This window comes from Pedobacter sp. GR22-10, from assembly GCF_026239715.1.
In the GTDB taxonomy this organism is placed as follows: Bacteria; Bacteroidota; Bacteroidia; order Sphingobacteriales; family Sphingobacteriaceae; genus Pedobacter.
In genome coordinates, this window is record NZ_JAPIVR010000005.1 from 236,784 (window position 1) to 250,782 (window position 13,999).

At 38.5% G+C, this 13,999-nt stretch carries 14 protein-coding genes; 4 read left to right on the plus strand and 10 right to left on the minus strand.

Annotated features, from left to right (window positions below):
* The first annotated feature begins 37 nt into the window (after positions 1-37).
* Positions 38-976, plus strand: a complete 939-nt coding sequence (locus tag OQX64_RS19835) for an FKBP-type peptidyl-prolyl cis-trans isomerase (RefSeq protein ID WP_088299384.1) — start codon at positions 38-40, stop codon at positions 974-976.
* A gap of 222 nt (positions 977-1,198) precedes the next feature.
* Here the strand turns inward: OQX64_RS19835 and OQX64_RS19840 are convergent, their stop codons facing one another.
* From OQX64_RS19840 to yiaA, 4 genes are all read right to left on the minus strand, one after another.
* Positions 1,199-1,672, minus strand: coding sequence for a CYTH domain-containing protein (locus OQX64_RS19840; RefSeq protein WP_265820065.1), 474 nt, complete (start codon positions 1,670-1,672; stop codon positions 1,199-1,201).
* Positions 1,672-3,621, minus strand: a complete 1,950-nt coding sequence (locus OQX64_RS19845; RefSeq protein WP_265820066.1) for a beta-N-acetylhexosaminidase — start codon at positions 3,619-3,621, stop codon at positions 1,672-1,674. The genes OQX64_RS19840 and OQX64_RS19845 overlap by 1 nt, the downstream gene beginning before the upstream one ends.
* Positions 3,622-3,831: 210 nt before the next feature.
* Entirely contained in the window at positions 3,832-4,536 is a 705-nt protein-coding gene (locus OQX64_RS19850; protein WP_265820067.1) for a gamma-glutamyl-gamma-aminobutyrate hydrolase family protein, read from the minus strand.
* Between the two features lie 14 nt (positions 4,537-4,550).
* Positions 4,551-4,958 carry an inner membrane protein YiaA gene (gene yiaA / locus OQX64_RS19855; protein WP_265820068.1) on the minus strand — a complete coding sequence of 136 codons (408 nt, stop codon included), beginning with the start codon at positions 4,956-4,958 and terminating at the stop codon, positions 4,551-4,553.
* Positions 4,959-5,123: 165 nt separating this feature from the next.
* Between yiaA and OQX64_RS19860 the strand changes: the two genes are divergently transcribed.
* Together OQX64_RS19860 and OQX64_RS19865 are read left to right on the plus strand one after the other, a co-directional pair.
* Positions 5,124-6,614, plus strand: a complete 1,491-nt coding sequence (locus OQX64_RS19860; protein ID WP_265820069.1) for an NAD(P)H-hydrate dehydratase — start codon at positions 5,124-5,126, stop codon at positions 6,612-6,614.
* 274 nt (positions 6,615-6,888) lie between these two features.
* Positions 6,889-7,590: an AIM24 family protein gene (locus OQX64_RS19865; protein ID WP_088299378.1), complete on the plus strand. Its 702-nt coding sequence runs from the start codon at positions 6,889-6,891 to the stop codon at positions 7,588-7,590.
* Between the two features lie 64 nt (positions 7,591-7,654).
* Here the strand turns inward: OQX64_RS19865 and OQX64_RS19870 are convergent, their stop codons facing one another.
* The 4 genes from OQX64_RS19870 to OQX64_RS19885 all read right to left on the minus strand — a co-directional run bounded on the left by OQX64_RS19870 (position 7,655) and on the right by OQX64_RS19885 (position 11,497).
* Entirely contained in the window at positions 7,655-8,509 is an 855-nt protein-coding gene (locus OQX64_RS19870; RefSeq protein WP_265820070.1) for an anti-sigma factor, read from the minus strand.
* A gap of 2 nt (positions 8,510-8,511) precedes the next feature.
* On the minus strand, positions 8,512-9,063 hold the full coding sequence (locus tag OQX64_RS19875; RefSeq protein WP_088299376.1) for an RNA polymerase sigma factor: 552 nt from the start codon (positions 9,061-9,063) through the stop codon (positions 8,512-8,514).
* 114 nt (positions 9,064-9,177) lie between these two features.
* Positions 9,178-10,071, minus strand: coding sequence for a lipoyl synthase (lipA, locus tag OQX64_RS19880; protein WP_265820071.1), 894 nt, complete (start codon positions 10,069-10,071; stop codon positions 9,178-9,180).
* Positions 10,072-10,207: 136 nt separating this feature from the next.
* Complete coding sequence (locus OQX64_RS19885; RefSeq protein ID WP_265820072.1) at positions 10,208-11,497, minus strand: hypothetical protein; 1,290 nt, start codon at positions 11,495-11,497, stop codon at positions 10,208-10,210.
* Positions 11,498-11,820: 323 nt separating this feature from the next.
* Here OQX64_RS19885 and OQX64_RS19890 point away from each other — a divergent pair, with 323 nt between their 5' ends.
* On the plus strand, positions 11,821-13,329 hold the full coding sequence (locus OQX64_RS19890; protein ID WP_265820073.1) for a malate:quinone oxidoreductase: 1,509 nt from the start codon (positions 11,821-11,823) through the stop codon (positions 13,327-13,329).
* 78 nt (positions 13,330-13,407) lie between these two features.
* Here OQX64_RS19890 and ytxJ read toward each other — a convergent pair whose 3' ends face one another.
* Together ytxJ and OQX64_RS19900 are read right to left on the minus strand one after the other, a co-directional pair.
* A complete protein-coding gene (gene ytxJ, locus OQX64_RS19895; RefSeq protein WP_088303031.1) occupies positions 13,408-13,740 on the minus strand; it encodes a bacillithiol system redox-active protein YtxJ in 333 nt (110 codons plus the stop codon).
* A gap of 88 nt (positions 13,741-13,828) precedes the next feature.
* Complete coding sequence (locus OQX64_RS19900) at positions 13,829-13,951, minus strand: hypothetical protein (RefSeq protein WP_255353659.1); 123 nt, start codon at positions 13,949-13,951, stop codon at positions 13,829-13,831.
* Positions 13,952-13,999 lie beyond the last annotated feature (48 nt).

Below are 13,999 nucleotides of genomic sequence, written 5' to 3' on the forward strand. Positions count from 1 at the left end.
AACACCTTTTTTTTGTCCCATTAAGTCATAGCAGAAAATGAAAAAAGGAATAATTATGATACTGGCGGCAGCTTTAGGTTTATCTGCCTGTAATAAATTTGAAAAGGGCGAAGGCGACATGACCTATAAAATTTACAATAGCGAAGGGAAACCTAAAATCCAGGAAGGTGATTTCGTTAAGTTAAATGGGATCCAGGTGATTGAAACCAAAAATGGGGATTCTACCCTGGTGAATACTTATGACAATGAAAGACCTGCATTTTTTCCCATCAGCAAATCAATGTTTAAAGGAGACCTGGCTTCTGCTTTAAAATTACTGGGCGAAGGAGATAGTGCTGTTTTTAAATTGAATTTAGATTCTATGGCCAAATATTCAGGTCAGCCTAAACCAACCGGCGCAAAAGATAACTTTTCTACTTTTACCATTAAAATAGAAAAGGTTTTACATAAAACGGCTAATGAGGCTGATTCTATTTTTGAGAAAAAGAAGCGTTCATTTTTTGAAGAAGAATACAAAACTTTAATTGCAAAAAATAAAGCTAATGAGGCTTCGAAAATAGCGAAGTATATTGCTGATAATAACCTGAAAACCCAAAAAACAGCATCGGGTTTGCAATATATCATTGAGGCACCGGGTAATACGCAAAGGGCAACCTTAACTGATACCATCATGGTTGATTATACAGGTCAGTTCACCAATAAAAAGGCCGATGGTAAAATCAACGTTTTTGATACATCAGATGCGAAGGTTGCCAAAGAAGCTGGTATTTACTCACCAATGGCACAATATGCAGCCCGTCCATTAGTTTTGGGGCAACTGGCTCCGGGATTTATTGAAGGTGTTCAGATGATTGGTGTAGGCGGAAAAATCAAAATCATTATTCCTTCCAAATTAGGTTATGGAGAAAATGGTGGCGGTCCGATTAATCCTTTTACCCCGTTGGTTTTTGATATTTCTTTAAAAGCAATTAAATAAGATATAGCCAGATTGTATTCATAACAGGCGTTTTTATTTTTCATGATAACCTCAATCGATTTTAATCGATTGAGGTTATCTCATTTCTGATAATTGATTAAGAAAAAGAGGTTGCTTTGCATCTCGCCTGGTTGTAGCATCTCACTATGACTAAACGTAGATGGCGATCGCCTTAAGATTGCTTCATATCTCCAAAAAAATCTATTAGCAATAAAAATTTACCTAATCCTCCCAGTCTTTGTAAGGATAAGTAGTTAAACTGGCATTATAATAACGCTTATCACCAGTTACTTCTACATTAATCCATGGTGGACACTCAAAATCTTCGTCTTCAGCTAACAACTCAATTTCTGCTACAATCAATCCATCATTATCACCAGAAAATACATCTACTTCCCAGGTTTTACCCTGATGGTCAATTTCGTATCTGATTTTTTCCAGTTCACCTTCTGAAAAATGATCAAGCAACTCCTTTGCTTCGGCCAGAGGGATTTCATATTCATATTCCAATCTTGAGGCACCTACTGTAATGCCCTTTATTGTTAGCCAGGCCTTTTCTTCCGCTATTCTTACCCGAATGGTCTTAGCAGGATCATTATGGATATAACCCTGCCTGAGGTTCTTTCCTGCTGGTTTAATAACCTGATGCCATTCTTCGTGATGAAGCAAAAATTTTCTTTCGATTTCGATACCCATTATCTGGCTCTTTTTTGCAAATCAGCAACAGGCATACTGATCATTCTTCCTATAGCCTGTTTTCCCTTATACGTAATCACACGAAGCATAGTTGCATCTTTTGGTGGCGTAATCGCGGTTGTATATTTAGGATAAAAACGATCTGGCATAGAATTGTCGAAGCTATAATAAATGTCTAAGCCATCAATTTCAGGTGTCAATTCAATCATCAATTGTTTATCAGCACTGCGTTTCACTGTAAAAACCGGATCGTAAATAGCAGGTGAATATTTAACTTCAGCTAAATCCAGTCTTTTAAAGTGCTCTTCTGTACGGTCAACGAAACTCGTCCAGTTTTTCTTTTCTATAGGACTCCATATCGCTTCAGAAATAGCAAAGGCACGTGGCCATACCATGTATTGCACCTGGCGGAAGTTGAAAATCTGTTCTGTCCAGAGATTGGCTTGCCCTCCGATGATATATTTAAGATCTGCACCTGCAGGTATTGGATTGAACTGATACGCCTTATTTAACCGAAGGGAAGCATAAACCTTAGGTTCTGTAATCACATCGGCCTGCATGTAATCTAGATAGGCAAATTCAGTTGGGCTCATCACCACGTTATGCTTATCTTTTGAAGCCTCAATGCCATATTTTAAACCCCTCCAGCTCATTACTGATGCCGTAGGTGAAACCCCGCCTTCCAGAATTTCATCCCAGCCCATAAACTTCTTGCCTTTTGAAACAACGATCTGCTCTACACGTTTTTCGAAGTAAGCCTGTACTTGCGGAATGGTTTTTAAACCTTCCCTTTGCATCAGCGCCTTTACCTGGTCATTCTTCTCCCAGAAATTATGAGGGGCTTCATCACCGCCCATGTGTATGTATTCAAAAGGAAAAAGTTTGGCTACTTGTGTAATCACGGAGTCCAGAAAAACATAAACCTTTTCGTTCGCCGGACATAGCGTATTATCTACTAAAGCGAGGGGAGGTGCACCACGGCTCCAATCCATAATCTTTTCACCTGAACGAACCTTGTAATTAACTGCCTCCGGAGTGCAGGAAAGTTCCGGATAAGAGGCGATTGCCGCTAAACTGTGTCCGGGAACGTCAATCTCCGGCATGATATTTACAAAACGATCCTGGGCATATTGTACCAGTTCTTTAATATCTTCCTGTGTATAGAAACCGCCATAATTTCTGGGTTCATCAGCGGTTGGCGGAATAAAGTCGCCAAAGGTTCCGGTTTTTTTAACACTCCATGCACCAACCTCGGTTAATTTTGGTAAACCTTTAATCTCAATTCTCCATCCTTCATCATCCGTTAAATGGAAGTGCAGCAGGTTAAATTTATAGCGGACCATGTTATCAATAAACTGCTTTACCTCATCCTTTGTGAAAAAGTGACGTGCAACATCAAACATCAGTCCCCTCCAGCCTAATTTCGGATAATCTACGATATCAACACAGGGCAATTTCCATTTTACGTTTTCGACCAGTTCCTTACTTTCAATAGCAACCGGAAACAGTTGAATGAGTGATTGAACACCCCAGAAAATTCCTGCCGGTTGATTGGCCGTAATGATAATTTGGTTGGGGTTCACATTTAATTTATAGCCCTCTGTACCCAACTGTGCATCACTTTGAGTATTCAGTATCAATTTAATTGTTGGATGATTTGCTGTAGAAACGGTGCTCACAAATTTCCCCGTAGCTGTTTTAATTCTTTCTGATAGAAAAGCAATACTTTGTTTTAAACCTTCATTTTTTGATGTCTGAATACTTACGTTTTCAGGTAAGGTAAATTGTCCGGCTTTTTTCATCAGCGATACAGGTTCCGGAATAATGGCAATCTGAGCTGTTGAGACTGCATTTTCAGTATCGCCGATTTCAGTTTCACCGACTAAATTTTGTGCATAGGTATTGGCAGTAAGAATACAGTATGACAACAACAGGAATAGTTTCTTCATTTAAGTATTTAAAATTGAAAATTATTGATCTGCAATTTATTAAAAAGTTAGGAATTAGCCTATTTTCTCTTTACTAATCATGAATGGATGGCTTTACTAAGTCGATTTAGTGCTTAAAAATCAGTGCCGATTAATGTATTGGAGAGTTTAAGGGCTTAATGAAGTCAGTATGGTTTTGGAAGCTGTTCCCTGTGTATACCATAGCGAAAGTTACAGCCGATTTTTGATGGACTGTATAAATGCATCATGCAGGTTTTTGCTAAAGCGGCTTTGCTGATCCTTTAAACGTTCAGGGTGCCATTGCACAAATAAAAGGAACGACTTGCCAGCGGGTTCAAGGCGTTCTATGGCTTCGGCAATACCATCTGGTGAAATGGCACTCACCACTAAACCTTTGCCAATACGATCGGTGCTTTGATGGTGATTGCTGTTAACCAAACCAAAATCAGTATGTACAATTTGTTTTAACCAGGAAGATGGATTGATGATAATCTCATGATAACGGTCTTGCTTGTCGGGCATTTTAGAATGGTCAAACTTTCCCCAGGTGGCAATATCCGGAATTAAAGTTCCGCCAAAAAAAACATTGCCAACCTGTATTCCCCTGCAAATGCCCAAAACCGGAATATGATTTGCCTCTGTATATGCTAAAATTTTAAATTCAAATTCGTCCCGGAGTTCATCCACATCATCTTCATGGCAGTATGGATAATAGTCTGGCTGATTGTAAAACCGGGGATGCACATCCTCTCCACCGGTTAATACAATCCCCTGGCAGTTTCTGATGGCTTCAAAATTATCGAGTTTATAACCCAGCTGAATTACTGCTATGCGGCTATCATATGATAACACCCAATCCCGATAAATAGAGAATTTGCTGCAATCGGTAACACCAATAATTATTTTTTCAGCCATTAAATAAAAAGTGATTAATTGAGATCTTTATTTTTATTGTAGATCTGATTATCTCTGGTGTTTTTTTGAACAGTAATGGCACCGAAAAGCGAAAGTAAAAAAGCAAAGGCATAAAAACCTTTTTCACTGGGCAATAGTGTGGCGTTCCATAAGCCAATCACCAGCAGGGTAATGGTGAGCAAAGTAGAGAACCAGCTTAAGCCATAGTAAATTTCAGTTACCGGAATGCCTTCCAGTTTATCGCGAATAGCTTTTTGTAAGGAAATTACAGCAAAAAGGCCAAACATTAAAACAGTGAAATAATATCCTTTTTCATTCAGTAGCATGTCTGAACGCCAAAGGCCAACAATAAAGCCGATCATTCCGGTGCCTAAAGCAATCCAGGAAGCAGCTATAAATGCATTTGATGGTTTTTGGTTCATTTGATTAGCGTTTAATAAAAATGTAATTGATTTATTAATGGTAAAGGTTAAAGATATATAATTTTTGGTTGGTCAGTATTTGTGCCGATCATTTCCAACACCTGAATACCTTGCCAAAACAATAATACACAATTCTTTATTATACTTAAATCTTAACTTAGTTTAATGCAGACTCTACTTACTTCAGCGCAAATGCGCAAAGCGGATGAATTTACGATAGCAAATACGCCTATTGCTTCTATTGATTTAATGGAAAAGGCAGCCCGGGCCTTTATATATAGTTTTTTAAGAGATGAATTCGACACGCATAAAAGCATTGCTATATTTTGTGGTAAGGGGAACAACGGAGGCGACGGACTGGCCATAGCACATCTTTTACTCAGTAATGGATATAACAATATAAAAGTTTACCTGGTTAATTTTTCTGAAAAGCAAAGTGCCGATTTTACCATTAACCTTCAGCGGCTGGAAGAATCCAGGTGTAAAAAGGTAGTTTTAAATGCAGCTGCAGATTTAAAAAGTATCAAATCCGATATCATTATAGATGCCATTTTAGGGTCCGGCTTAAATAAGCCGCTGGAAGGTGAGTATGCAGCACTGGCAAGACTGATCAATCAATCGCAAAGAAAGGTTTATGCTGTTGATGTACCGACTGGCTTTTTTGCAGAAGGAAGGTTGCCAAAAGAATATAATGGAATAAAAGCCTTTAAAACGATTTGTTTCCAACGGCCAAAAATTAATTTTTTTCTGCCTGAATCGGTACAGGCGACAACACAGGTTGAAGTTGTGGCAATCGGATTAGATGAGCATTTTATGCAGAAACAAACGTCAGGTTTTTATCTGATCGAGCAAAGCGATGTGAAAAATATACTCCAACCCAGGAGATTGTTCAGCCATAAAGGTACCTATGGTCATGCCTTAATTATTGCCGGAAATACAAATACCATGGGTGCCGCCCTGCTTTCTTGCATGGCATGTCTGCATACCGGTGCAGGTTTAACTACTGCCTGTATTCCTCCTGGCGGCTTAATTGCACTGAACACGGCCCTTCCTGAGGTAATCGCTTTACCACGTGATGAATATACCCGGATAGAACACCCAGGGAAATATCAGGCCATTGCTGTAGGACCAGGTTTAGGTGTTTCTGTTGAAAATGAGCGTTTAATGGAAAGTTTGATGACATTTGATTGTCCATTGGTTATTGATGCTGATGGCTTAAATATGTTATCAGAAAGGCCAGATTTATTAGGCAAGTTGCCCGCACATTCCATTTTAACACCACATATGAAGGAGTTTGACCGGCTTTTCGGGTCACACGACAACTGGTGGGACCGGTTGCAAACTGCAAAAGAACAGGCTGTTAAATTACAGGTCGTTATTGTGCTTAAAAATCAGTTTACTTTTATCTGTACTACCGAAGGTGAAGTTTTAATTAATTCAACCGGTCATCCTGCCATGGCGCAGGGCGGAATGGGCGATGTTTTAACCGGAGTAATTGCGGCTTTTTTAGCGCAAAAATATAAGCCTGCCGATGCCGCTGTTTTAGGTTGTTTTGTACATGGAAAAACCGGTGACAGTCTCGCTCAGCATAAATTTGTGGTTACGGCTTCACAGGTAGCTGCCGGAATTGCGGATACCATTCAGAAGCTGATGTAATTGAAGCATGTAATTTCCTGAGTACTATTCGGGTGGATCTATTCAGTGATAAATGTGTTTTTAAAAGTGTCCGATTTGCCTAAGTTATCACTGACGACATGGTATTACTGAAAAAATTAATCACAAATTAAAAATGGCTTAAACCCCTTTTGGGAATGTTTAAGAGCCGTATTTTTTTTATTCGTGTGCATACTTCAGGCAAACAGCTATTTATAAAATGATTTGGCTCACGAATTGATGAGGGTGTTAGAAAACCGAAAAACAATATTTAATTATGGAAACAAAAAAAGAGTATACCTTAAAGGAGCTCATTCAGGAATCGGCAGAAGATCCCAATGAAAATGATTTTTTTGAACTGGAGAAACCTGCCTTGCTGGAAGTCAATCTGAAAAACCAGAAAATTATGGCCAAAGCAGGATCGATGGTAGCCTATATTGGCAACGTTGATTTTAAACGCGAAGGTTTGTTAAGTAAAGGATTAGGCGGCTTATTGAAAAAAGCGATATCCGGAGAAGGCACATCATTGATGCATGCAACAGGAACAGGCAAACTTTATTTAGCCGATGAAGGTAAAAAGGTTAAAATCATTAAACTTCAGAATGAATCCGTTTTTGTGAATGGAAACGATGTTCTGGCACTTGAAGACAGCATTAAGAATGAAATCAAGATGTTAAAAAGTGTTGCAGGAATGATGAGTGGCGGATTATTTCAGGTTAAATTATCCGGCAGCGGGTATATTGCCATTACCACACACGGAGAGCCCATTTTGTTGAGGGTAAGTGCCAATCAGCCGGTTTATACGGATCCCAATGCAACAGTGGCCTGGTCAGAAAATTTATCACCTAATATTAAGACCAATCTTACTTTCGGCTCATTCATCGGAAGAGGCAGTGGCGAATCATTTCAATTAGAGTTTTTCGGAGAGGGCTGGGTGTTAGTGCAGCCATATGAAGAAGTGAAATACGCACAAAAATAAAAATATCATAAAAAATCCCAGCAAATTTAAAACCTGCCGGGATTTTTTTATTTAAATATTCTAATTAAACACCACCCATTACGGTTAGTTTTTCCATCGTTGGGTTTGCACTTCCACCCATCGGTTCAAGTGTTACTGCAAAAGCCTGTGCATCCTGAATGGCTTGCATTTTTAAAAGGGCTTCTTTTGATGTCGAATCCGTTTTGCCAAATACACCAAGACTTACCGGTTTTCCGTTTACCATTGCCCAAAGTTGGTATTCATGTTGCGCATCTGCCTTCGGAAGATCCATTGCCAGGTAATTAATCAAAACATTTTTATTTTTTTTATTCCAATAGACATTCATTTTTGCCTGAGGACTTATGGCCTGCCCCTTCATTTTGATGGTTGCCCATTCTTTACTCTCATTCATCTGTACCAGATTATTTAATCCCTGGTTAGAATATTCGAGTTTGCTTACAACACCTGCAAATTTTTGTTTATCTAAATTTAAACTCGCAATCCGGTCGTGTGCATCGGTTAACTTACTATAGGTGATAAACAATGCCGCTGTACTCATCAACAAAAGTGCAATGCAGGCAACCAGTGCATAACGCAAGGTTTTTACCTTTCCGCTATGGTTTTCAAGCTGAACTATTTTCGTTTCTTGTGGTAAAGATGGTATAAGAACAGGCTCAGTTTCTTCATCTGCACCAATACCTAATTTCTCAAATAGTTTTGTTTCAACAAACGCAGCAGGTTGTACTGCATTTTGCATGGCATATTTTTCCAGCGCATCTTCAATGGCAGCAAGCTCATTTCTGATTTCCTGATGCTGACTGGCAAGTTCCTGTACCTGCAGCGCTTCCTGGGGCGATAAATCACCCAAAACGTACAGTTCAAGTACTCCTGATTCGATATATGCTTTTAAATTTTCCACGCTTAATTAAAATTCCTTCTCAATTCAATAATAGCCAAACGAATGCGGGTTTTTACCGTACCCAATGGCAGATTTAACTTTTCTGCGGCTTCTACATGTGTATAGCCTTTGTAATAAACTAAATCAAGAACGGCATGTAAGTCCGGTTTTAGATTTTCAACAAGCTGCTTTATCCCAAGTACATCCGGGTTAAAAGTAACTTTGTTTTGTTCATCAACGAAACTTACGTTATTTTCTATATCCTGGTTTTTGAGTGAATTTTTAAAATCTTTAGAACGTAACTTATCAATAGATAAATTTCGTGCAATATTCATCATCCAGGTAAACAGTCTTCCTTTGGAATTGTCGTAATGTTCAGCAGATTGCCAGATCTTTACAAAGGTTTCCTGCAATACATCTTCAGCAAGCTCCGTATGTGTAATAATCCTGGAAATAACGCCGTAAAGTGCAGATGAATACATCCCATACAGTGTTTTTAACACTGACGAATCTCTCGATTGTAGTGCAAAAACAAGTTCAGGTTCAGTTAATGTAGTTTTTTTCAATGCGGTCACTATGCTTGCTAAGATACATTACTGAACACGAAAAGCAAAAAAATGTTTTATAAAGAAATTCCTGCAGGGAGTGCAATTTTTAAAACATTTTTTAAACTGCAATCATTTTCTGCTTTATGCTATACCATCAATCTGGAAAAGATGTTTTTCAGCATGATAGGAAGAGCGAACCAGTGGGCCACTTTCTACATATTTTAATCCTTTTGATAAACCCACTTCTTTATACATGGCAAACTGATCAGGATGAATCCAATCGATAACCGGATGGTGATTGCGGGTAGGCTGTAAATACTGGCCCAATGTTAGAATATGAACACCATTTGCAACCAGGTCATCCATCGCTTCAAAGATATCTTCATCCGTTTCTCCTAAACCAAGCATAATACCGGTTTTAGTTCTCAAACCAAAATCAGAAATTCTTTTCAGTGCTTCCAGGCTTCTGTCGTATTTAGCCTGAATTCTTACCTGCCTGGTTAAGCGTTTAACCGTTTCCATATTATGTGATACCACTTCCGGACGTTCTTCCAGCACACGGTATAAATTATCCCACTGCCCTTTAAAATCAGGAATTAAAGTTTCCAGTGTTGTTACCGGACTTTCCCTGCGGATGGCCTGCAATGTTTCAGCCCAGATAATAGAACCACCGTCTTTTAGATCATCACGGTCTACTGATGTGATTACGCAGTGTTTCACCCCCATTAATCTTACTGAATCGGCAATCCGGTTTGGTTCATCAACATCAACAGCTAAGGGCCGTCCGGTAGCCACAGCACAAAAAGAGCAGCTACGCGTACAAATATTTCCAAGAATCATGAACGTTGCAGTACCAGCACCCCAGCATTCGCCCATATTCGGACAGTTACCACTTTCACAAATGGTGTGGAGTTTATGGGTATCGACCAGACTGCGAACCTGAGCGTATTCTTTGCCAACAGGCAATTTTACACGCAACCAATCCGGTTTACGTTTAACTTCGGTTACTGCAGGTACAACTGGTAGATCAATCATAATGCAAAGTTAAGGATTAGGATTGAAATGTAACAATATGGAAATGTTGTAATGTTGTAATGTTTGAAGGTTACTTTTTAAAGGAAATGTAAATTCTCCGATTCAGATCCTGCAAATTAGACATGCCGCCAATAGCTTACCATAAACTTTTTGCTTGGTTCAATAGCGCATTCCCTTTTTTGGTGATTTCTTTTTTACCGTTGTTTATAGTAGATGACCCGGTATATTGACTAACTGCATTTGAAAGGTTTCTGAATTTATGAATGCCTGCAAAAATCTCTTTAGTGTGTGGAACATTGTTTTCCTTCATTACCCGTTCCCAGTTAATTTTTGATAGGGTAGCAATCATGTATTTTGAAACCAGTTTTGTGATAAAGGCTTTATCATAAACACCATTCAACGCTGTATCTGATTTTCTTTCACCCGCAAAATCAATGATTTCTTGAAAAGCCTTATGTTCTGTGTCTGAAAACAAAGGGCTTTTCTTTAGCTTTTCAAGCGCAGGAACAGCTTTTTCCGGTTGATCTCTTTTTAGATGCAGATAAGCGTCAATAATCCATACCAATTCGTTTTGAAGGCCTAGCTTATTCATATCTTTTAAAAAGGATTCAAAATCTTCTAAAGATCTTTCTTCATCAATCTTGCGTGCCATGCGCATTCTGTCGAAGCCTCTGAATAGGTAATTCATTCCATCAAAGGCAATATGAGTTTGGGCGTCACTTAAATTTCTCCAGCCAAAAAAAGCCTTGGTATAGGGCAAAGGCATATCTTTATTTTGATCAAGCCACTTGATGTTTCTTGATAAACCATCCTCTGAAAGATAATACAGGTTATTTCCAAAAAATAAGAATCCCCGTACAAATTCCAGCAATGTTTTCATTTCAGAGTCAGGCAAAAGTTCGGGCTGTGTTTTTGAGCATTCATATAAGGCAAATGGCTGACCTAAATCCCGGGTAGTTAATACTGCCATGCTTAAAATGGCGTGCTCAATATTCTGCGTAAGAAGCCTTTCTGCCGGGTCAATGGTCTTTAAATTTACTTTTGGCGCACCGTAGAGCACATTAAAACCCTGTATCAATCCCGGGAAAATATCTTCGTCGGTTTCTTTTACAAAAGTTTTCACCTTACGGTAATTGTTGTAGATTTTAAAGGCTTCCAACACCGAAATGTGATGCTTGCTGGTGTCCATTAACGACAAAACAGATTGGTTGTACTTAGAAAAATGCTGATACTCGGACATATTAGTGTCCAGCACCGCATTTGCACGAATGGCAATTTTGGTAAACTTATAAAAAATGATTTTATCATAATTGATGTTTTCCTGTAGCTTTTGTTTATCCAAAAGAAGTAAGGCTTCATCTGTTTGGTCACCAGAACAAGCCCAAAGGAAAATTGTGCAAATTAATAAGAGCGAATACTTCATCATTATCATTTAAAATAAATAGGTAAACCAAAATGCTGGCTAATCAAAACTAGTTTTTTTTCAAACTATCGCAGGATCAAATGTTTGTTTATGCAATAGATTTTTTTAATTCAGGCGATATGATCTTTGGTTCTGTTTTTATAATGCCATTTTTATCAAATTTTGATCAGGTGGTTTAAAACGGAATGGCTTTTGCGAATCAGATTCTCGAAAAAAATATTTTACTACATTAAATTCTAATTTTTTGGCAATTTTTTTAGTTTTCCGACTGCAAAATTCGTTGTATGTTTAAAATGATTCTAAATTTGTAACTCCTTTAATATAAAATGACTAAAAAGAAAAAGACAGTTGGCAAAACTGACGTAGATGTGATTTTAATAGGCGCAGGTATTATGAGCGCTACCCTTGGGGTTTTATTAAAAGAGTTAGAACCTGGTTTAAGCATCGAAATTTACGAAAGACTTGACATTGCGGCGGCAGAAAGTTCTGATGCCTGGAATAATGCAGGGACCGGTCATTCTGCTTTTTGTGAATTGAATTATACTCCCGAAAAAAAGGACGGTACGGTTGAAACCAAAAAGGCCGTACAGATTGCCGAAAACTTTGAAGTTTCTAAACAGTTCTGGGCTTACCTTATTGAAAAAGGATTGGTTTCAAATCCGGGAAATTTTATTCGCAAAATTCCGCACATGAGCTTTGTTTGGGGAAAGAAGAATGTAGAGTACCTGAAAAAGCGTTATGATGCATTGCAAAAATGTACCCTGTTCAGTGAGATGGAATATACGGAGGATGCAAAAGTAATTGATACCTGGGCACCTTTGATTATGGACGGTCGCAAAAAAGATGAAAAAATTGCAGCAACCAAAATGGATCTGGGAACTGACGTTAACTTTGGTTCTTTAACCCGTGATATGTTCAGCCACCTGAAGGAACAGGAAAATGTAAATCTTTATTTTAACCATGAAATCCGCGATCTGAAGAAAAATAACGATGACAACTGGATCGTTAAGGTTAAAGATTTGGAAACCAATGATAGCCGTAAGCGCACGGCAAAATTTGTGTTCATCGGCGCTGGTGGAGGTTCCTTACCTTTGTTGGAAAAATCAGGTATTCCGGAAGGAAAAGGCTTTGGCGGATTTCCGGTAAGTGGCCAGTGGTTAAAATGTACGAATGATGAAATTATAGCCAAACACCATGCAAAAGTATATGGAAAGGCAGCTGTAGGGGCGCCTCCAATGTCTGTTCCGCATTTAGACACCAGGATGATTAATGGCAAACAGGCATTACTCTTTGGACCATATGCCGGTTTTTCTACAAAATTTCTGAAAAACGGCTCATTTCTTGACTTACCCAAATCAATCAAGTTTAACAATATCCGTCCGATGATTTCTGCCGGATTGCACAACATCGATTTAACAAAATATTTAATTGATCAGGTAAGACAATCTCCCGAAGACAGATTAGATGCATTAAAAGAATATTTACCTCACGCCGAATTAAAGGACTGGGAATTGGAATATGCCGGACAAAGGGTTCAGGTGATTAAAAAAGACGCAAAAAAAGGCGGGGTACTGGAGTTTGGTACTGAAGTGGTCAGTGCTGCCGATGGTTCAATTGCAGCTTTGTTGGGTGCATCACCTGGTGCCTCAACTGCAGTTTCCATTATGCTGGAATTACTGGCGCGTTGTTTTAAGGAAGACCTCGCTACAGATGAGTGGCAGGCCAAGATCAGAGATATGATCCCCACTTATGGTCAGGAATTATCAAATGATGCGGAACTTTGTAAAAAAACCAGGGAAAGAACTTCTAAAGTTTTGGAAATAGAAAATACCTGATTGGTTTCAGGATAGTACATAAAAAAGGGCGAAAATAATTTTTCGCCCTTTTTTATGTTTGAACTATTAAGATGTGGTTTAGGCTGCAATAACTTCTGCAACTTCATCTGCAGAGATATCACTGTGTGAGGCTTCTAAAACACATTCACTATTTTTTATCAATAAAATTTGTGGGGACTGGTGTGCCACCTGAAATACTTCTGCTATTGCATTGGAAATTTCGCGATAACTGATCAGATCCAAAAAGTAAAGTGTTGTATCTTCAGGAATCACGTCCCAGTTAAATTCAAAATTTCTTTTTGCCATCATCGAAATGGAGCAACGGGTACTGTGCTTAAAAATTAAGCTATAGCCTTCTGCACTTTTAATTTCGTTTAACTGATCCAGTGATGTTAAATTAACCCAAGTCATAGTAAATATTGTTTATAGGGATAACAGTTGCATGAAGGTAATGTTCTGCAAATGACCTAAAAATGAAAATTAATAAATGTGTTTGTATTTAGTTTCTTCTGCGTCTGCCTTCAGGATAAGAGCTGTATGCCGGACAAAGTTTAGAAGAACAGGATTCTAAAATGGTAATGGTGCAAAACACCGCCAATAATAAGATGGCTACTTTTTTCATCAGATGGTTAATTTAATTCGCTAAGGTACAAATAGTTTGTGAAAGCAC